The sequence below is a fragment of the Paenibacillus sp. MY03 genome (genome assembly GCF_002165585.1).
Classification (GTDB): domain Bacteria; phylum Bacillota; class Bacilli; order Paenibacillales; family Paenibacillaceae; genus Pristimantibacillus; species Pristimantibacillus agaridevorans.
On sequence record NZ_MXQD01000031.1, the window covers coordinates 31030 to 50919 of the forward strand.

General features: G+C 52.7%; 14 protein-coding genes. 13 read left to right on the plus strand and 1 reads right to left on the minus strand.

Annotated elements, in window-relative coordinates; genetic code table 11:
- The first annotated feature begins 23 nt into the window (after nt 1-23).
- The 11 genes from B1748_RS21715 (at nt 24) to B1748_RS21765 (ending at nt 15920) form a co-directional block, all read left to right on the plus strand.
- Nucleotides 24-989, plus strand: a complete 966-nt coding sequence (locus tag B1748_RS21715; protein ID WP_087570046.1) for a Gfo/Idh/MocA family protein — start codon at nt 24-26, stop codon at nt 987-989.
- A 55-nt stretch (nt 990-1044) separates the two neighbouring features.
- Complete coding sequence (locus B1748_RS21720; RefSeq protein WP_087570047.1) at nt 1045-1875, plus strand: sugar phosphate isomerase/epimerase family protein; 831 nt, start codon at nt 1045-1047, stop codon at nt 1873-1875.
- 134 nt (nt 1876-2009) lie between these two features.
- Nucleotides 2010-2738, plus strand: a complete 729-nt coding sequence (locus B1748_RS21725) for a ThuA domain-containing protein (protein WP_087570048.1) — start codon at nt 2010-2012, stop codon at nt 2736-2738.
- Entirely contained in the window at nt 2738-3778 is a 1041-nt protein-coding gene (locus B1748_RS21730; RefSeq protein WP_087570049.1) for a Gfo/Idh/MocA family protein, read from the plus strand. Before B1748_RS21725 ends, B1748_RS21730 begins: the two co-directional genes overlap by 1 nt.
- Before the next feature lie 194 nt (nt 3779-3972).
- A complete protein-coding gene (locus tag B1748_RS21735; protein ID WP_087570050.1) occupies nt 3973-4920 on the plus strand; it encodes an ABC transporter permease in 948 nt (315 codons plus the stop codon).
- Between the two features lie 12 nt (nt 4921-4932).
- Nucleotides 4933-5829 (plus strand): carbohydrate ABC transporter permease, encoded by an 897-nt coding sequence (locus B1748_RS21740; protein ID WP_087570051.1) that lies wholly within the window; start codon nt 4933-4935, stop codon nt 5827-5829.
- Between the two features lie 51 nt (nt 5830-5880).
- Nucleotides 5881-7776, plus strand: a complete 1896-nt coding sequence (locus B1748_RS21745) for a type 2 periplasmic-binding domain-containing protein (RefSeq protein WP_087570052.1) — start codon at nt 5881-5883, stop codon at nt 7774-7776.
- A gap of 78 nt (nt 7777-7854) precedes the next feature.
- The gene (locus tag B1748_RS21750) at nt 7855-11799 is read left to right on the plus strand and encodes an FN3 associated domain-containing protein (protein WP_087570053.1); all 3945 of its coding nucleotides are present in this window, start codon (nt 7855-7857) and stop codon (nt 11797-11799) included.
- Nucleotides 11800-11842: 43 nt separating this feature from the next.
- Nucleotides 11843-13462, plus strand: coding sequence for a response regulator (locus B1748_RS21755; protein ID WP_179215732.1), 1620 nt, complete (start codon nt 11843-11845; stop codon nt 13460-13462).
- Between the two features lie 59 nt (nt 13463-13521).
- Nucleotides 13522-15240, plus strand: coding sequence for a sensor histidine kinase (locus B1748_RS21760; protein ID WP_087570055.1), 1719 nt, complete (start codon nt 13522-13524; stop codon nt 15238-15240).
- A gap of 50 nt (nt 15241-15290) precedes the next feature.
- A complete protein-coding gene (locus tag B1748_RS21765; RefSeq protein ID WP_087570056.1) occupies nt 15291-15920 on the plus strand; it encodes an SGNH/GDSL hydrolase family protein in 630 nt (209 codons plus the stop codon).
- A gap of 53 nt (nt 15921-15973) precedes the next feature.
- Here B1748_RS21765 and B1748_RS21770 read toward each other — a convergent pair whose 3' ends face one another.
- Nucleotides 15974-16897 (minus strand): AraC family transcriptional regulator, encoded by a 924-nt coding sequence (locus tag B1748_RS21770; protein ID WP_087570057.1) that lies wholly within the window; start codon nt 16895-16897, stop codon nt 15974-15976.
- 262 nt (nt 16898-17159) lie between these two features.
- Between B1748_RS21770 and B1748_RS21775 the strand changes: the two genes are divergently transcribed.
- Nucleotides 17160-19040: an ADP-ribosylglycohydrolase family protein gene (locus B1748_RS21775; protein ID WP_087570058.1), complete on the plus strand. Its 1881-nt coding sequence runs from the start codon at nt 17160-17162 to the stop codon at nt 19038-19040.
- Nucleotides 19030-19863 carry an amidohydrolase family protein gene (locus B1748_RS21780; RefSeq protein ID WP_087570059.1) on the plus strand — a complete coding sequence of 278 codons (834 nt, stop codon included), beginning with the start codon at nt 19030-19032 and terminating at the stop codon, nt 19861-19863. Before B1748_RS21775 ends, B1748_RS21780 begins: the two co-directional genes overlap by 11 nt.
- The last annotated feature ends 27 nt before the right edge of the window (nt 19864-19890 follow it).

Consider the following 19890-nt stretch of genomic DNA (forward strand, 5'->3'; position numbering starts at 1 on the left):
ATAACCAGGAGGAGAGTTTACACATGACAGTTAGAATCGGTTTTATCGGTGCAGGAGGTATCGCCGAGCACCATATGAACACGCTTCAACGCATCCATACGGCCAAGATTACCGCAATCTTTGATGTCAATCCGAATAGAGCGGCAGAGATCGCAGACAAGTATGAGGCGGCGTCGTACGCAAGCGTGGAGCAACTGCTCGATTCTGGCCAGGTAGATGCCGTATTTGTCTGCTCGCCGCCTTTTGCACGCGACGGGGCGGAAGTATTGGCCGCGCAAAAAGGAATCGCCGTGCTGGCCGAAAAACCGGTAGCGCTAAACATGGAGCAGGCGAAGGAATGGGAGGCGCAGATCCTTGGCTCAGGTGTCGTTCATTCCTCTGGTTATTGCCTGCGTTATCTGGATATTGTGCAGAAGGCCAAAGCTTATTTGCAGGATAAAAAAATTTCCCTCGTGCAAGCCTATCGGATCGGCGGAAAGCCGCCGATGGCATGGTGGACGCGCATGGAGATGTCCGGCGGCCAGCTTGTCGAGCAGTCGACGCATCAACTTGATTTGATTCGCTATTTGGCGGGAGAAATTACATCTGTTCACGCTTTCCATGCGCAAACTCATATTAAGCAGACCGATCCCGAGGCAACCGCTTATGATGTGGGGGCGGTCTCGTTCGTCCTGGCGTCCGGAGGGGTGGGCAATATTACGAGCACCTGCTTGTCCAATCATTTCAATCGAGGCGAGGTAGAGTTTTTTGGACCGGATTTCTACCTGTCGATTAACGGCAATACTTTAAAAATTATCGACGCCGAACAGCACATCACGGAGGTTTCGCGCGATGACTTCTATTATTTGCAGAATAAGGCATTTGTCGAGGCGGTTGCAGCCAAGCGTCAGGATCTGGTGTTGGGCGACTATGCCGAGGCGGTAGAGACGCTGCGCGTCACGCTCGCTGCCAACGAATCGGCGGAATCGGGAAAAGCAGTCGCTCTGTAAGGGGCGGTATTCGAAAAGGACAAATGCACCTATAAAAAAGGAGCGATGACTGCGTATGTTGAAGGGCGTCAATCAATGGTGTTTTCCGAACCAGACACCGCTGGAGGAAGTATTTGCCGTCAGCCGGAAAGCGGGCTTTGACACGGTAGAGCTGAATGTATATGAGCCAGGCAATGTCGGTTTGACGACAGATACGACTCCGGAAGAAGCAAAGGCAATCAGGCGTCAGGCGGAAGCGCACGGCATCAAGCTGCGCAGCCTATCCACCGGATTGTTATGGGGCTGTCCGTTGTCGTCGGCGGACGCCGAGGTGCGGGCACAGGGCCGCGAAGTCATCTCCAAACAGCTGGAGCTGGCCGAGGCGCTGGAGATTGATACGGTGCTGGTCGTACCCGGCAAGGTAGATCCGGAAACGAGTTATGACGCCTGTTACGAACGAAGTCAGGCTGAGCTGAATCTGTTGTCCAAGGCAGCCGAGGCACGCGGCGTGCGGATAGGCGTGGAAAACGTCTGGAATAATTTCCTGCTGTCACCGCTGGAGATGGTCCGTTATGTGGATGAGCTGCAATCATCCCATATTGGCGTTTATTTCGATGTGGGCAACGTATTGAAATATGGCTTTCCCGAGCAGTGGATTCGCATTCTCGGTCAGCGCATTTTCCGTGTGCATGTCAAGGACTTCAGACCTGCCGTCGGCACGTTTGGCGGTTTCGTGCCGCTTCTGGCCGGCGATGTCAATTGGTCGGCCGTGCGCGCCGCGCTGCAGGAGATTGGCTACAGCGAGTCGCTGACCGCGGAGATCAGTCCCTATGCCGGCAACGGTCTGCAGGCCGTGTATGATACTGCGCGGCAGATCGCTTGCATCATTGACGGGGAAGCCCGATAGGCATCGAATTTAGCCCCGAAATTTGATAAAGATCATGACAGAATACCGTATAAATTAAATAGATTCGGTAATCGAACGGAGATCGTTCCTCTATTAAAATGGAGAGGAAGTTGATCAAAGGGGAGATTAGACGAATGAGCCAGCATATTCATGTAACCGTATGGAACGAATACCGTCATGAGAAAAAAAACGAGAAGGTAGCTTCTGTTTATCCAGAGGGCATGCATACTGCAATTGCCCAGGGCTTGGACGTGGCAGGCGAGATTACAATCGCTACATTGGACGACGAGGAACATGGTTTGACCCACGAAGTGCTGGACCGGACGGATGTGCTTATCTGGTGGGCGCACACGGCGCACGGCGAGGTGCAGGACGAAATTGTCAATAGAGTGTATGACCGCGTACTCAAGGGAATGGGATTGATTGTTTTGCATTCGGGCCATTTCTCCAAAATATTCAAAAAGCTTATGGGTACCTCCTGCGATTTGAAGTGGAGGGAAGCGGACGAGAAGGAACGGATCTGGGTTGTTAAGCCTGGCCACCCGATCGTGGAGGGAATTGGCGAATACATTGAACTTCCGCAGGAAGAGATGTATGGCGAACACTTCGATATACCGGAGCCGGACGAGCTTGTTTTGGTGAGTTGGTTCGAAGGCGGAGAAGTGTTCCGCAGCGGCTGCTGCTATACGCGCGGGGCTGGCAAGGTGTTTTACTTCCGGCCGGGGCATGAGACGTACCCGACTTACTACAACCCGCAGGTACGCAGGGTAATCTCCAATGCCGTTAAGTGGGCGGCGCCCGTGCAGCGCGACTATCCGGTCTATGGCAATGCCAAGCCGCTAGAGAGCATTAAGGGGCAATAATGACGGAGCTAAAAGTAGGCGTGGTCGGCACCGGCGGAATTTATAAGTGGGCGCATCTTCCGGGATGGTTGTCGCATAAGGAAGTCGAAATTGTCGCTTTCTGCGACTCGCTGCGCGCTTCGGCCGAAGCGGCGGCAAAGGACTTTCCCGATGCGAAGGTCTACGATGATTACCGGGAGCTCCTGGCCGATCCTTCCATTGATGTCGTCGGAATCAGCACTCCTAACTTGTATCATTCTGAGATTGCCATCGCAGCGTTGCTTAAAGGCAAGCATGTATTTTGCGAGAAGCCGGATGCGGTAAATCCGGTCGAAGCGCAAAAGATGGCGGACGCCGCCAAAGCTTCGGGCAAGCTGTTGATGACGATGCGCAACAACCGATTCAGCGAGGAAGCGCAGTTCGCGAAAAGGATCATCGAGCAAGGCGAACTCGGTGAGCTCTACACGGGGCGTTGCGGCTGGATTCGACGCCGAGGTATCCCGGGGCGCGGCGGCTGGTTTACAACAAAGGAGCTGTCCGGCGGAGGTCCGTTGATCGACCTTGGCGTGCATATGATTGATCTCGCGATATGGCTGAGCGGCAATCCTAAGCCTGTCGCGGTATCGGGTGCGACGTACCGCAAGTTCGCGGATCAGCCGGACGCGTCGGGTCGGATCCCGGAAGGTACATTCGACGTCGAAGATTTGGCCGCTGGCTTCATCCGCTTCGATAACGGAGCAACGCTTCAGATCGAATTCAGTTGGGCGTCAAACATTGCGGAAGAACAGAAGTTTCTCGAGTGGAGAGGCACCAAGGGCGGTCTCAGTCTCATTAATGACAAGCTGACTCTCTTTACGGAAGCCGCAGGCGCGCTTATCGATCAGAAGCCGACATTTCCGGGTTCGGCAATTCCTCAACATACGGCGAACATTCGTCACTTCGTTGAATGCGTGCTCGGCCGCGAAACGCCGATTTTTGTACCGGAGCAAGGCGTCGATATGATCAAGATTCTATCGGCGATCTACGAGTCCGCCGAACACGGGCGGGAGATCCGGCTGTAGATCATGTAATCAAAACTCTTAAGATGAGGTTTCTCCCATCTTAAGAGTTTTTTGCTTTTTTATTTATCCATATAATCATTTTCACCCTGTATTTAATGAAAACGTTATCTTTTTGGCCAGGATGCTCCAATTCTATAATAAGGGCAGAGCAGAGAAAAAAGGAGTGAACCGTTATTCAACACCGAGCACCTGTCATGACTACACCAGAAAAAACGATGAAAGCTGGCCATGCAAGGACGACATGGCGTCGGATCAAACAGAACAAGCTGCTTTATGCGCTTCTCAGCGGCGCCCTATTATGGGTCATCGTATTCGAATACGTGCCGATGGCCGGCATCGTTATGGCGTTCCAGGATTATGACATTTTTAAAGGCGTATTTGAAAGCCCTTTCGCAGGTCTAAAGCATTTTGAAGCGATTATTAGCACGCCAGCGCTCAGCCAGGCGATTGCCAATACGTTGCTGTACAGCTCCGTCAAGCTGTTGTTCGGGTTTCCGCTGACCATTATATTGGCTTTGCTTCTGAACGAGCTTCGGCTGATGTGGTTCAAACGAATCGTGCAGACGATTAGCTATATGCCCCATTTCCTGTCTTGGATCGCCGTCGCATCCCTGGCCTATTCGTTCTTCGAGCTGTATGGACCGTTTAACGATTTGCGCTTGCTGCTATTAGGGGAAGATGCGTCGCGCATTAATATTTTGATGGACTCCGATAACTTTCTCGGGCTCGTTTTTTTCTCCAGCGTGTTCAAGGAAATCGGTTGGAGCACGATTATTTTCCTCGCGGCGATGGCCGGCGTCGATCCGCAGCAGTACGAGGCGGCCAAGGTAGACGGCTGCAGCCGTTTCATGCAAGTGTTTCATGTAACGCTTCCGGGTATTTTGCCGACGGTGATGATCATTTTTATTTTGCAAGCCGGGGGCATTCTTAATGCGAACTTCGAGCAGATCATCGGATTTCAGAATCTGTATACCCAGCAAGATACGGAAGTCATTAATACAATCGTATACAAATACGGGCTGCAGCAAGGCAAATTTTCGCTTGCGACCGCCTTCGGACTGGCCCAGGGAGTATGCTCGTTCCTGATCTTGTACGTGGTGAACAAGCTCGCCAAAAAAATTAGCAATGTCGGCATCTGGTAAGGGGGAGCGCAAATGAGAACGACAAAAGGCGAAAAGCTGTTCAACGGATTTAATGTTTTGTTTATGCTGCTGCTCAGCGTGCTGTTTCTGTACCCGTATCTCAATCAGCTGGCCGTTTCGTTTAACGACGGCAGCGATACCGCCTACGGCGGCATTACGATCTTTCCGCGAGTATGGACACTGGAAAACTACGAAGCGGTATTATCAAACGAGTCGTTTCTTCGCGCGGCATTCGTTACCGTATCGAGAGTCGTCATCGGTACGGCGAGCGGTCTGTTTGTAACGATGGCCGCCGCTTACGCGCTGCTCAAAAAAGATTTGCCCGGGCGCAATCTTTTCCTGACCATGCTGCTCATTCCGACCTTTATCCAGGGCGGGATGATTCCGAACTTTATGTTATTTCGAAGTCTGGATCTGATCAACAGCTTCTGGGTCTACATCTTCCCTTCGATGTTTGTGTTCTACAATATGCTGGTGATGCGTGCTTATTTGGGCACAATTCCGATCAGCCTCGAGGAATCGGCCAAGCTGGACGGTGCGAACAGCGCACAAATTTTGTTTAAGCTGTACCTGCCTTTGTCGATGCCGGTTGTGGCGACGATCTCGCTGTGGATCGCGGTCATGCATTGGAACGACTGGACGACTACGTTGCTGTACGTGCAAAGCTCAAACGTGCAGACGCTGCAATTTATGTTGTACAAAATTTTAAAGGAATCGGAGCTGATGATGCAGATGGCGGTCGAGCGCTCCATGCAGAGCAGCGGAGAGAGTGCCGCCTCGCCGCGAATTACGCCGACTTCGGTGCGCGCGGCCACATTGATCGTATCGACGCTGCCAATCGTCATGGTTTATCCGTTCGTGCAAAAGCATTTCGTCAAAGGGGTGATGCTTGGCGCGATCAAAGAATAAGGTTGAATGCATGTTCGAATCCGGTATGATCAAATCAGGGAGGTTCTCGACTTGAAGACAAAGACAATCATATTTCAACGGGCCGCAACGGGATGGCTGCTGCTTTCCTTAATCGCGGCAGGCTGCACCAACGCCGGCAATACAGGGAGCAATACTATACCTTCTGCGTCCCCGCAGGGCAAGCAAGAAGGCATGGAGCAGACCGTATTTGACAAGCAGCTGGACATATCGTACTGGTATTCGCACGGCGCCGATATCCCGGCGATCACCAAACCGAAGGAAAACGTGCCTGGCGCCTGGCTGGAGAACAAGACAGGTGTACGGATTTCAGAGGCGGTAGGCAATGGAGGCCAGGATCCCGTCGTCAAGTTGGGTATGATGGTGGCCGGAAATATGCTGCCTAATCTGGCATTCTCCTCCAACCAGATCGGCTTCGACAAAGCGCTGGAGGGCAATCTGCTGTGGGAGCTGACACCAGAGCTGCTGCAGAGCCATGCGCCGGATGTATGGTCCAGCATTCCCTCCTATACCTGGGATGCCGTGACCAAAGACGGCAAAATATACGGCATTCCGTACGATCTGCAGCCGACCCTATACGGCGAAGCGACAAACAAATCGGAAGAATGGCTCGATTATTACGGACCTGTGCCGCAAAGCGTGACATGGAGCTCGACGAACAGCTCGCAAGGCTTCCTCATTCGTGACGATATTTTAAAGAAACTTTATCCGGAAGCGTTGAATTATGAAGAAGCGATGGCTTTGATCGATCAATCGGACGAAAGTATCGCAGAAAAATTTATTCTCCCAATCCGTTCGACCGAAGAATACGTGCAAATGATGTATGACATCCAGAAACTAAATCTCAAGTCGAACAACCGCCCGGTATACGCCTTTGGTTATCCTAAAGGAGACAACTGGACGGCGCTGACGGCGCTCGGCGGCGAAATGCTCGGCTACAAATCCTACAACTATATGAGCATGTACAACTCCGCAAGCAATAAGCTGGAATTCGGTCTGATGACCCCCGCAGTTAAAGAAGCGGCCAGGCTTCAAAACCAGATGCTGCGCGATACGGTAATCGATCCAGAATCGGTGGTGCACACGTCGGAGCAATTTCAGGAGAAAATATTGAGCGGGCAATACGCCATCACATCTATCCTCGCAACGAGCATGGTGGGCATCGGCAATCTGTCCAAGCTAAACGAGATGCTGCGCGACAACGGGGCAAGCTTCAGCTATGTGCCGCTATTTACCCAAATCGAAAACAAGCCGGAGTATCCTGCTCAATACGTTGTGCCGGTGAGCGGAGGCGCAAACGGGTATATATGGTTGTTTAAAACGATTGCCGAGCAGGACCTGCCGCAGGTGCTAAACTGGATCAATACCTTCTATACCGACGAATACGAAGAAATCAAATATTGGGGACCGGCGGAGCTGGGGCTGTACACCGAGGAAAACGGCGTTCGCAAATTCAAGGACGAGACGCTGCAGCAAGGTCTCGTCGAAGGCGACAGCGCGATCGATCCCCGCGATCTCAAAGGTTTTTATACGCGCAGTCCGGACAACTTGTTTTTTGAAATTCGCCGTTATCCGACCGAATGGTCCTACGAATTTATATACCGCGACAATCACAAAAACACGATAAACGCGATGACGAAGTTTCAGTCGACGAGCCCGTATGCGACCAATGTGGTAAAACTGCCCGAATTTAGCACGTGGAAGCCGGAATATAAGGATATTCCTGCTGTTGCCAATCTGTTGAATTCGCGGGCGGTATGGGAGGACGCGTTCAAATTCGCCCTCATCGCCAGGAACGACGCGGAATTCGAGACCAAGTGGACGGATGCGATCGGCACGCTGCAGTCCAATGCGGACATCGATCAACTTCTCGAGGAGCAATGGAGCATTTTCGAGCCGATGTTGAAGGCGGTGCAAGGCAGAGACTAGCGGGACGATAACCCGGCGCGCAAGCAAATCTGTCGCTAAACAGGCTTGCTTGCGCGCCTTACCAAGGAGGCGTTTGTAATGAGGAGGAAAAAGCGGCGCGTAGGCCGAAGCGTTTGGCTTGGATTGTTCGCGCTCCTGGTCGCGGGGCTGATCGCTATTGGCGGTCCTGGTCCGGATAAAATTTATGCCGCGGGCGTCATTGCGACAGGCGGCGAAACGTATTTGGTCGATTTTGACGGAGGCTCACTCTCCAGTGGTATCTATCAGGACGGGGCTGGAACGAACAGTTGGAAATTTTCCGGAGATCTAGGCGGCGTATCGCTGACTGGCGGACAATTGCAGCTTGGACCGGCAAGTTCATCAACGATTGGCGTATTTGACTACGGATTTGTCGGGGAGCCGGATAGCCGTTACGGGAATTTCGAGGTTTCTTTTGATGTCACCTTGATAAATGCATCGCAGGGCGGCAACGTGGGACTGCAATTTCAGAAAACGTTTTGGTCCAATGGCTGGGCGACGCATCCCAAGGTTTATTTTGATACATCCGCCCATATGGCTTTCCTTAACGGCACGGCCCGGTTGACCGATCGTCATGCGATAAGCGCCTACGGCGGCCCGGCTATCGCGACCAACACTTTCCCGTGGCCGACGTATCGGCTTAAGGCGATCGTGCAAGGGCAGTCCGTCAAGGCGTATGTGGATGGCGCCGATACGCCGATCATCGAATATGACGAATTGAATGCGCTTACAGGAAATGGGAATCCGGGTTTCATTGGATTGTTTACGTTTCCGGGCATCACGACAAAAATCGATAACTTCCTGTTTCATACCATCGAGGAAGAAGACTCGCGCATGCCGTTCGGTCTTGCCGCCTCTGGCGACGAGCTGCATGTAACGCTGCCGTCTACGCCTGCCGGATTGTCCGGTTATACCGTACGATACCGGAATATGACCGATGCCGCGACAGAGAGCGTTTATCGATACAAGGGGCCGGGCGGCGTGGACATCGCCGTTCCCGTCGAGCAGGACAAGGTCTACAAAGTCGAGCTGTACCCGACTTATACGAGCGGACGTACGGGCGTCGACACCGAGTTGACTGTTTATCCGGTGCAATACGCGACGGTCGGCACGCCGCCGGCGATCCTGACGGCCGACGCCCCATTCTCCTTTTTCGGCGCTTCGGCGGAAATATCGTTGTCGGTGATCGGAGCCGATACGATCCGCTACACGCTGGACGGCAGCGAGCCGTCGGTTGCGAACGGACACGAGTTGAGCGGCGACACTGCGTTTGGCGGCGGCTTTACCGTGAGCGAAACAACGACATTAAAGGCGGCCGCTTATCTTGGCGGGGTCAAGACGGCGGAGTTGCAACGCGTCTATACGGCCCTGCCCAATGCGGTGGAAATCGCCGAACCGTTTCCGTATCATGAGGGTTATTTTCACGAAAGCTACGACATTGAACTTTCCTCTCCGCATGCGGCTGAATTGATCTACACGCTCGACGGCTCCGACCCGGCGTACGATCCGGTAAACGGACTGGCTCTGAACGGTACGACGGTCGCCGGCGGGGCAGTCGCTATCCCTTTGCCGCAAGCGAGCGCGACCATCAAGGCGTTGGCCATCCGCAGCGGACAAGCGAGCGGCATCGCCTCGCGTTCTTTCACCTATCTCGCGTCGGGCATACAGTCGGAGCTTTACGTAGACCCGGTAAACGGAACGGACACCAACGACGGCACGTTCGCCGCTCCGTTCAAGACGTTGGCGGCGGCGCGAGACGCAGTCCGGTCGATCAACTCGGTTATGACGGGAGACATCGTCGTTTATCTGCGAGAAGGAACATACCGGCTCGATGAGACGCTGCATCTTGGCGTCGCCGATTCCGGCTCGCGCAGCTTCAAGGTCGACTACCGCGCGTATCCTGGCGAGTCGCCTGTTGTGAGCGGTGGGACGATCATTGCGGGATGGAGTCTCCATGATGCGCCTTCGGGCATTTACCGCGCGCCTGTTGGCTCGCTCGATACGCGTCAGCTCTACGTCAACGGCGAGCGGGCGATACGCGCGCGAAGCGAGCACGGATTGCCTAACGCAACCGTCAGCAGCACGGGACATTCGACAGCCATGACGGATATCGCGGGCTGGGGCAACCCGGATGATATCGAACTGGTGTACAAGGAGCGTTGGACGACGCCGCGCTTTAGCGTGGACAGCATCCAGCTCGTCGGCTCAGCGGCCGAGATTGTGATGGATCAGCCAGGCTGGTCATATGGCCTGGACAAGGGCAGCACCGCTCCGACACTGCCTTGGTTTATCGAAAATGCGTATGAGCTGCTGGATAAGCCCGGAGAGTGGTATCTGGACAAGTCGGACGGCTATATCTACTACATGCCAAGAGTCGGCGAAAATATGGCGACGGCTGTTGCGGTTGCCCCCGTCCTGACGGAGCTGCTCGTGATCGCGGGCGACAGCGTGGACGAGATCGTCCATGACGTGGCGTTCCGCGGCATCGAGTTTGCGGAGGCGGGATGGCTGCGGCCGAGCACGGATGTCGGCCATCCCGACATTCAGGCTAATTATATTCGCGAGCCCGCGTTGCCGGGCCATGCGCACAAACATGAATTTGTTCCCGATGCAGCTGTGGCGGTGCGAGCGGGCCATCTGATCGAATTTGAACGCAATGTGTTTACCCGTATGGGCTCCACAGGACTAAATGTGCTGCAGGGCAGTCAGAATATGACGATAAGAGGCAATGAATTCCATGATATTTCGGGCAGCGCGATCCAGATCGGCGAAGTGGATATGAACGTCCTCGACAACCGCAACCCGTCCGATCCGAAGCATCTGCTCCAAAATATCGCCGTCGACAACAATTATATCCATCATATCGGCGTGGAGTATATGTCGGGCGTCGGCGTATCGGCGGCATACCCGGACGGACTGCGAATTGTGAACAACGAATTCTGGCAGTTGCCGTACAGCGCAATCCATATTGGCTGGGGTTGGGAAATCTTCGAGCGAAACGCGACGAGAAACAACGTCATCGCCTACAACTACATTCACGAAGTGATGCAAGTGCTTCACGACGGGGGCGCCATATATACGGTTGGCCGTTCGTTCGGGCCTGGAAGCGAGTCGTTTATTCATGACAATTATATTTCACATGTAAAACATTACCACGGCGCCATTTATCTGGACCAAGGTTCGTCCGACTGGCGTGTAAACGATAATGTTGTGCGTCTGTCGCAGAAGCTATTTGTCACGAACGGAGGCAATCTAAATGTGTCCGGTTCGGGCAACTACTCCGATAGCAGGGGAATCGGTGCGCCGGCGAGCCTCCTCGCCGGAACAACGTATGTGACCTGCGGGGATTGGCCGCAGGTAGCGCTGGACATAATGGTGGCGAGCGGCGTCACAGCCGCTTATGCAGATATTTTGCCGTCGGTGCGACCGCCGGAGCCGGCTGAGGGGCCGGCGCTGCTCGACGAGGATTTCGAGTCGTATACCGCAGGAGGCAACGCGCTGGACTGGGACAAAGTGCAGACCGGCGGCAAAGTCTCGGTGGCGTCAAGCGGACTCACGCAGGCGCTGGCACTCGATACCGACGGCAGCGGCGCCGGTGCAGTCGTTGCATACCATATTTTCCGCAACGCATCCGGCACGCTGACGATCGAAGCGAAGCTCAAGACATCGTCTGTCGCAGGTTTCCGGATTGCCCCTTACATGCTTAACGCGAGGGCGGAGCCTGTCATTACGCTGGGCATTATGAACGGTTATTTGGTCAACAACAAGGGAAGCGTGCAAGATGCATTAGCACCGCTTTCCGCCGATACCTGGTATCATGTGCGCATCGTGGCAAATACAAATACAGATAAGTTCGATGTCTACCTGGACAATGTTTTGGTTGCGGACCAAGCGTCCTTCCGCACCGCAAGCGACGAGATCGAGCAGATTCGCTTCGGCAGCGATGTAGGGGTCGCTGGTCGCTTTCTCGTCGACGATGTTAGAATAGAGCTGGAGAACAGATGACGGAATACGGCGGCTTCGGCTTGTCGACACAGGAGGAATGACGATGTACACAATGTTGGTTGTCGACGATAATCCCAACGACCGACGGGGTGTGACCGGGCTGATCGACTGGAGGGAGCAGCAGATCGAGGTAGTCGGCACAGCTGTAAACGGCGAAGACGGCTATCGCAAAGCCGCGGAGCTCAAACCCGACTTCGTGTTGACGGACGTATCCATGCCGCTGATGAACGGAATCGAAATGACCGAAAAAATTAAACGGGAGCTCCCGGATACACGTTTCGTATTCATGAGCTGCTTCGACGACCTTGCGTATTTGCAGGCGGCCATCGATCTTGAGGTGAACGCTTATGTCTTGAAGCCGATCGAGCTTGAGGAGCTTGTTCAAGTATTCGCCAAGCTGCGCGGTCTCAAGGAAGGCGACATCCGCAAGCGCCGATTGGAGGCCAGCCTGCACAAGTTGGTAGAAGAGAGTCTGCCGCTGCTGCGGGAGCAGTTCATGAAGGAGCTGTTTCAGCGCGAGGAGATCGCGATGGAGGAAGTCGAAGAGCGGTTAGCCTATTTAAAGCTGGAGGGCGGCCTGGGAAGCTACGCAGTCTTGTATATGCAGATCGACAATTATGAGCTGCACTATCGATCCTTGCCGGTGCACAAACGCCATCTGCTCCTATATTCGCTACAGTCCTGCGTGCAGCAGACTCTTGCGGGGGCGTTGGCAGGCTGGTCGATCGCGAGTCATTATGACACGCTGCTGGCGCTTGTGCCCTGCCCTCCAGGGGAGGAGGAAAGCTTCCTAAACGGCGTAACCGAGCGGGCGAACCGTTGCATCGAGGCGGCCAACGAGCAGTTGGAGCTGCAGCTCACCATCGGCATCGGCGAAATTTCAAGCGATTGGACTAGTGTCTCCATGGCATACCGCCAGGCGGAAGCCGCTGCCCGCTCCAAATTTTACAGCAAGGGCAACCAGGTTATCTTCTATACCGAGATCGGCAGACACGGCTCGGGGCTCGAGACCGATAAGAGCCAACTGGCAAGCGAGGTCCGGAGCCTGCTCGCGCAGCGGCAGGATTCGCGAATTGAGGCATTGCTGGACAAGTATTACAGTGGAGATGCCGCGTGTTCGGAGAAGGAAATCAAGCTGCTATCTTACACTATCGTGCATGTCGTCCAATCATCGCTGCTGGAGGCTGGCAAAAGCATCGAAGATGTATCCGGCGACGAGCCCCGGCTTTGGAAGGATTTATCCTTGCTGGAGACCATCTCGGAGGTGCGCGGGCTGATTAGACAGTTGCTGCATAATGCCTGCCAGGCGCTCGTCCAAGACGAGGCTATCGGCAAAAACAAACGGATCGTCGAGGATCTGAAAGCTATTATCGACGAACGATATGCCTCGATAGAAAGCGTGCATCAGATCGTGGAGCATCTGCAGATCAGCGCCAGTCATGCCAATCTTATTTTCAAACGGGAGTCCGGACACACCATGTTCGATTATTTGACCCAGCGCCGCGTCGAGGCGGCCAAAGGGATGCTGCGGGATGATCCGTATCTCAAGGTGTACGAGGTGGCCGAGCGTGTCGGCTATCGGACCGAAGCGCATTTCCGCTCGGTATTTAAAGCGCATACCGGTCTGACTCCCGGCAAGTTCCAGGAGATGGCTTCGCAATAGTATTGAATGACAACACGCATGGGTAGTCGGGCTGCCATGCAGGAGCGGGAGGAACCAAGTTGCAACGGAGTCAATCATCTCACCGAACGGGTCTGGAGCGCAGCGTACGGCGCAATATGGTACTGGCGTCGAGCATACCGCTGTTGCTTGTCGTTATCGCCATCAGCGTATATATGGCTTGGGACAAGACGAGCGAATTCAGGAAGGGGCTGGCCGAGGCCGCAGGCAAAAGCGCGGGGCTGGTCGAGAGCGAGATTGAATCCGTATATGTCAAAAGCGACATGATCCTGCAGAACCGCTACCTGATTCAGGCGTTGCAGACCGATTATGTAGGCGATATCGCCAGCATGATGCCGCTGTACGAAAATTTGGAGCTTTTGATTGCCGAGCCGCTGGGAAGCCGCAACCGGAGTTTTTTTACCGTATACCCTTACAACGAAAGCATCTACGAGGGAAGCTTCGTCGAGCGGTACGACCGGATTGCGGATAGAGGGATAGCCGATCGCTTGCAGGTGGCAGGAGCGGGGAGCGTCTACTGGTCGGACCGCCTGCATGAACGACCGTTTCGGGGTAATGCCCGTTATGTGCAGTTTTACCGGGAAATCAAGAACTTTAATGAAAGCATTGGCATTCTGGAAGCCAACATCTCCTTCGAGCAGTTAACCCGGATTATTAATAATACGGCTCTTCCGGACAGCGCCGCGCTGCTGGTGGCGGATGGAACGGGAAAAGTGGTGTATGCGCGCAATAGCGGGCCAACCCTGACGTTGACAGAAGCGGGTGCGTTCGATCCCGCCGGTTATCACACGGCCATCCGACAATTGAACCCGGCCTTAACGATCGTTGCGGCTGTCCCGAAGTCGGTCATTACGGCTGCGGTAAGCAAGCTCGTCGGCCTCATCGTTATCATATTTGTCGTTGCGCTCTTCATCATGCAGTACGTGGCCAGCTATTCCGCGAGGACGACGCTGAGCATTCTAAAACGGTTTCTGGATACGCTCAAGACGGACGAGAGGCACTGGGCGGAAAAATTCGAAGCGGTCGGCGAAGATAATGAGATCGACATGATCAAGCGCAAGTTTCTCCAATTGCTGGAGCGGATGAATCAGATGCACGAGGAGACGATACAGGCGAATCAGGAGCGCGGCCGATTCGAGCTGGAGCTGCTGCAGGCACGCATCAATCCGCATTTGCTGTACAATTCGCTTTCTGTTATCAAATGGAATGCACAATGGAATAAAGACCGGAGAACTGCGCTTTTAATCGATCACATGTCCAAATATTACCGGGCGTCCTTAAGCAAAGGCAACACGGTCATTACGGTGGGCGAGGAGCTCGCCATGGTTCGCGATTACGTACAGATCAACGAGTTTTCGTACAATTGCAGCTACGAATTAAAGATCGAGGCCGAGGAAGACGTTGGCGGCATGCGCATCTTCAAACACATGCTTCAACCGATCGTCGAAAATGCCATTTTGCACGGGTTAAATGCACGAGAGGGCGGAGGGACGATCCAGATTGCCATTTCGAGAAGGCGAGGAGAGATCCGATTCGCCGTATCCGACGACGGCTCCGGCATGTCGCAGGACAAGATTGCGCAAATTCTCGATTTGCAGGCAGTCAGCTCGTCTCCAGGAGGCTACGGCATGAAAAATCTGATCAGGCGTATTGCGATGTATTTTGGACCGCAAGCTGCCTTGGAGATCGCCAGCGAGCCGGATCGGGGCACGACCGTCACGATCATTTTGCCGGAGGAGGCTTTTAATGGCCTCGGATAGCGGAAGTGCATTCTTGATCGGATATCGTTCGTAATGGGGAGGTGAGCAGGATGGAACAAAAACGGACATTGTATGTGCTGGGAGACAGCATAGCGTATCATTACGGGCCTTATTTAAGGCGTCTGCTGGACGAGACATTCGAAATTCGGACCAAAGAAGGGGACAGGGAGGCTGGCATCAATCTGGATCGTCCCGCCGGCGCAAACGGGGGAGATAGCGGCAGGGTGCTGGCTTTTTTGCAGGAGCAAGCCGGGGGCTCCAACAGCCCGCTCGGAGTTGATTACATGTTGCTGAATTGCGGGCTCCATGACATCAAGCGCGATCCGGAGACTATGGAGCCATTAGTGGAATTGGAGGACTATAAGGCTAATTTGGATCACATTTTTACGCTAATCGGCCAAGTTGGGATCCAGGCTGTTTGGGTCCACTCCACCCCGGTGCCGGACGAGCGGCATAATGTTCTTGTCACCGAATTCAAAAGGTACAATCAAGATATTGTCCGGTACAATGCGGCGGCGAAAGAGGCGGCGGAGCAGTATCGCATCCCGCAATTGGACCTGTATAGCTTCAGTTGCCGTCTGGGCGGCGCAGCCTATTGCGACCATATTCATTACACCGAAGAAGCTCGATATTTGCAAGCGTCCTATATAGCGGGATTTGTATCAGGAGTGCTCGCGTAAACGGAAGCGCCCGGTCCTTCATGGTGAGGACCGGGCGTTTATAAGCTTCCGCTCTAAGTTCTGTTAAAAGGAGGAGCCTCATCTAGGTCTCGTTGATTGATATCCCGATAATGCTGAGGGGCAACGCCTTCTAATTTTTTAAATAAACGGCTGAAATAAAAGGGATCCGAATACCCGACTTCAAGTGAAATCTCTTGAATGCTTTTACCTGTATGGTCAAGCAGATGTTTGGCTCTTTGAATTCTAAGAAGTTGGATATAACGTGTCATCGATATCCCTGTGTATTTTTTAAATATCTGGCATAGATACTCGTATTTGTAATCAAGCGTTCGTTCAAGGCTTTCCCCGTTAAGCTCGGATACGTAATCGTTATTTAAATGGTTGGCCAGCTTGCGAAACGTAAAATAGGAAACCGGAAAGCTGGTGTCCAAGTGGCTTTGTTCCAGGAAATCCGTTGCGATGGAGGCAATCATTTCGGACAGGATTAATGTGCTTTGAAATCGAAAGTAACCCCGAGGCTGCTTCATGGTATCCGCCAGGTCTTCGAAGCGGCTCAGCAGCTTATAACATTGTTTGTTGCGGTATAGACGCGGGAGAATCAACAGATCTTCATGACTTATTTCGACAGTCTGAAGCTCGGTACGTTCGACATGGACAAAGTCGAGATCAGATAGGCGGTTAACATTAAAATTGTTCATTCCAGGCGTACAGGAAAATTGAGCCCAATAAAACTTCCCCTGTTTAAATTCCGAGACGATCCCCTTATGTTGCTCCCAAGGACAAAGCAACAGCGAATCCCCGGGCTGCAAGAGCGTTTGGATGCCTCCAGCCTCGAGATTTACATTTCCATCTGCAACTACGATTAACTCATAATACGGATTATAATGTTGGTCGAAAAAGGTAGTGTTTGTTCCCGCATCAAACAGATCCGCCCATCTTACGTCCAAGGTGGAAAGTCGCGACATTGAATAATACATAATGACTCCTATCGATATATAAAGTAGAAACAACTTAGTTTTGATATAGCCACAATATGAAAGCGCTTTAATAATGAGGTTGCTTTATTATATCATACTATAGTAGGTGCTCAAAAAGTTCGGTTTTCAGTATAGAAAGCAAGATTTAAAATTCACAAATTTTCATCAAACATCTCAATCTGGTTCATGGCATCCCTCAAACAATATTCCTATAATCAAGCTAATTCGTTTACATCAATTAAACGGCAATGGAGGAATTGGCATGGGATTGAGTATATTGAATGAACAAGAGTATTATCGAATCGTTTATGGCGGTTGGTTGGGAAAAAATATAGGAGGTACTCTAGGTGCGCCGGTGGAGGGAGTAAAGGAGCTGTTAACTCTAACCTTTTATCCGGAATTGCCGGACGGCCCGCTCGAAAATGATGATCTTGATCTTCAACTCGTATGGCTGCATGCGCTCGAACAGTATGGTCCCGGATTAACGGCTCGAGAGCTGGGACAGGAGTGGGTGGACCATATCTTTTTTCCTTTCGATGAATATGGCTACGCATTAACCAATTTACGCAGAGGGCTTATTCCACCCGTTGCCGGCTCCTTTAATAATCCATTTACTAACTGCATGGGTTCGCCAATCCGATCAGAAATATGGGCGATGGTTGCCCCCGGATTACCGGAAGTAGCTGCGTCATATGCCTACCAGGATGCAATCGTAGACCACGCGGGCGGCGAGGGGGTATATGGAGAAATGTTTTTTGCGGCCATTGAAAGCGCCATTTTCTTCGAAAAGGACCGAGACCGACTGATCGACATCGGCATGAAGTTTATACCTCCAAATAGCCGCACCTGCAAGGCACTACAAGATTTGATTCGTTGGCATCAAGAGGGCAAGAGCTGGACGGAAACGCGTTCGCTTATTCTTGAGCATCACGGCAGCGACAATTTTACAGATGCTCCTCAAAATATTGCATTTACCATTCTTGGCTGGTTGTATGGCGAGGATTTCGAAGATTCGATATTAAAAGCCGTTAACTGCGGATATGATACCGACTGTACGGCTGCAACGCTGGGGGCTATATTGGGGATGCTGCTTGGACCGGAGGGACTCCCTGACAAATGGGTGAAGCCGGTAGGCGATCGCGTCGTTGTCAGTCCGCCGATTAACGGATTTCCAGCGCCAAAAAATTTAGATGAGTTGACCTTAAGAACGATTCGTATGGGGAAACAGATTTTGGCTGCTGCTGATGCCGATATCATTGTACATCCCAATGAACCAAGTTGCTGGAACCGAAAGGATGTTGCGCTTCGAGAGGTTCAGGAGCTTTGGAAAAGGTCGGCGACATCCAATCATTACTTGCTGCCGCGGGGGACCTTGCAAAACCCTGCTCTTGAGCTGATCATGGAGTATGGTGCCGAAGGACCGGCGATTGGAGCCAATCAAAAGAAAACCATACATGTTACATTAATAAATCGTTCATTGACCACGATAACAGGCAAACTTTCAATGGACTTGCCTGAGAGCTGGGTGGGACCGGATACGCTCGAAGCGGTGTTGCAGCCGAACCAGTCTATAGAATGGGCTGCGGACATAACGGCTCCGGCATTCGTGGGGGCCAGCCAAGAACTTGGTTTGCTCTGGACAAGGCTTCACGACAATTCGGTGTGGGCAACGGAGAAGGTGATGTTTACACTGATTGGGGCCTCATGTTGGACGGTATGGGGACCTGATAGCAACGAAGGCGTTGAAGCCATGTTCCCCGGAAATCGATTGGAGTGGGACAAGGCAATAAATACAGACGCGGATGGGTGTTACAAAGCCACGACGACGCTTTATATCCCGTCGGAGCGCCAGTTTAGCCTTATTGCTGCCGCAGACGGTCCTGTTTCGCTTAAGCTCAATGGGAAAATCGTGATCGACTGCCAGCATACGCTGGAATTTATGCCGGCCTATCATCGCGCTCCCAAGGAACAGCGGGCCCAGTTGACGCTTGAGGCCGGAACTTATAAAGTGGAGGTAGAGGCTATTCAGAAGGGGGCTCCCATCCAGGTGTATGTTTTGCCAGTTGCTACCGCCAATACGGCTGATCCAGGTTCGTATTATTATTACACGGATATGCTCTTCGGTTTAAGAAATGAGGATTGACGCCCACCAGCATTATTGGAAACCAGGGCGCGGGGATTATGGCTGGTTAACTCCGGAACAGGGTATTTTGTATGCGGATTATTTGCCCTCGCATCTGCATCGTACACTGCAACAACACGGCATAGATCGAACCATCGTTGTACAGGCCGCGCCGACGATGAAAGAGACGGAATTTATGCTTTCCTTGTACGAGGAAGAGGAGTCGATTGCCGGCGTGGTCGGATGGCTTGATCTGGATTCCGAGGAGTTTGAGCAACATTATTCGACATTCCGCGGGCATAAGGGGTTTGTTGGATTTCGTCCGATGTTGCAGGATTTGCCGGACGGCTGGATCCTCCAGCGCAGAGTCATGCGTAACTTGAGGTTAATCGCAGAAGATGGTTTCCCCATCGATTTGCAGTTGAGGCCAAGACATCTGGCGGATATGCACAAGGTTCTTCAGTCCATTCCTTCGCTCCGGGCAGTCATCGATCACGCGGCAAAACCGTTTATTGCCGAGAAAGCGATAGAACCATGGAAGGAGCAGTTGTCCGAGCTGGCTCGTTTCCCTGGAATAATGTGCAAGTTGTCGGGTTTAGTTACGGAAGCGGATCAGCAACAATGGAGCCGGCTTGACTTCGTTCCTTACGTGCATCATGTTGTAGAGACATTCGGAACGGACCGAGTTATGTTCGGCACCGATTGGCCGGTCTGCTTGACGACTTGCGATTACGCAGAGGTTCTGGAGGTTTTATTGGAGTCGTTGCCATCAGGTTTGTCGGAGGCAGAACATGAGGCGATATTCGGAGGCAATGCCGCTCGGTTTTATAGATTGAGTTTGTAAGTGAGATTGCATTGCAATCAATGACCG

Coding starts and splice junctions, on each gene's coding strand:
- B1748_RS21715 (WP_087570046.1), top strand. CDS start 24: ATGACAGTTAGAATCGGTTTTATCGGTGCAGGAGGTATCGCCGAGCAC.
- B1748_RS21720 (WP_087570047.1), top strand. CDS start 1,045: ATGTTGAAGGGCGTCAATCAATGGTGTTTTCCGAACCAGACACCGCTG.
- B1748_RS21725 (WP_087570048.1), top strand. CDS start 2,010: ATGAGCCAGCATATTCATGTAACCGTATGGAACGAATACCGTCATGAG.
- B1748_RS21730 (WP_087570049.1), top strand. CDS start 2,738: ATGACGGAGCTAAAAGTAGGCGTGGTCGGCACCGGCGGAATTTATAAG.
- B1748_RS21735 (WP_087570050.1), top strand. CDS start 3,973: ATGACTACACCAGAAAAAACGATGAAAGCTGGCCATGCAAGGACGACA.
- B1748_RS21740 (WP_087570051.1), top strand. CDS start 4,933: ATGAGAACGACAAAAGGCGAAAAGCTGTTCAACGGATTTAATGTTTTG.
- B1748_RS21750 (WP_087570053.1), top strand. CDS start 7,855: ATGAGGAGGAAAAAGCGGCGCGTAGGCCGAAGCGTTTGGCTTGGATTG.
- B1748_RS21755 (WP_179215732.1), top strand. CDS start 11,843: ATGTACACAATGTTGGTTGTCGACGATAATCCCAACGACCGACGGGGT.
- B1748_RS21765 (WP_087570056.1), top strand. CDS start 15,291: ATGGAACAAAAACGGACATTGTATGTGCTGGGAGACAGCATAGCGTAT.
- B1748_RS21770 (WP_087570057.1), bottom strand. CDS start 16,897: ATGTATTATTCAATGTCGCGACTTTCCACCTTGGACGTAAGATGGGCG.
- B1748_RS21775 (WP_087570058.1), top strand. CDS start 17,160: ATGGGATTGAGTATATTGAATGAACAAGAGTATTATCGAATCGTTTAT.
- B1748_RS21780 (WP_087570059.1), top strand. CDS start 19,030: ATGAGGATTGACGCCCACCAGCATTATTGGAAACCAGGGCGCGGGGAT.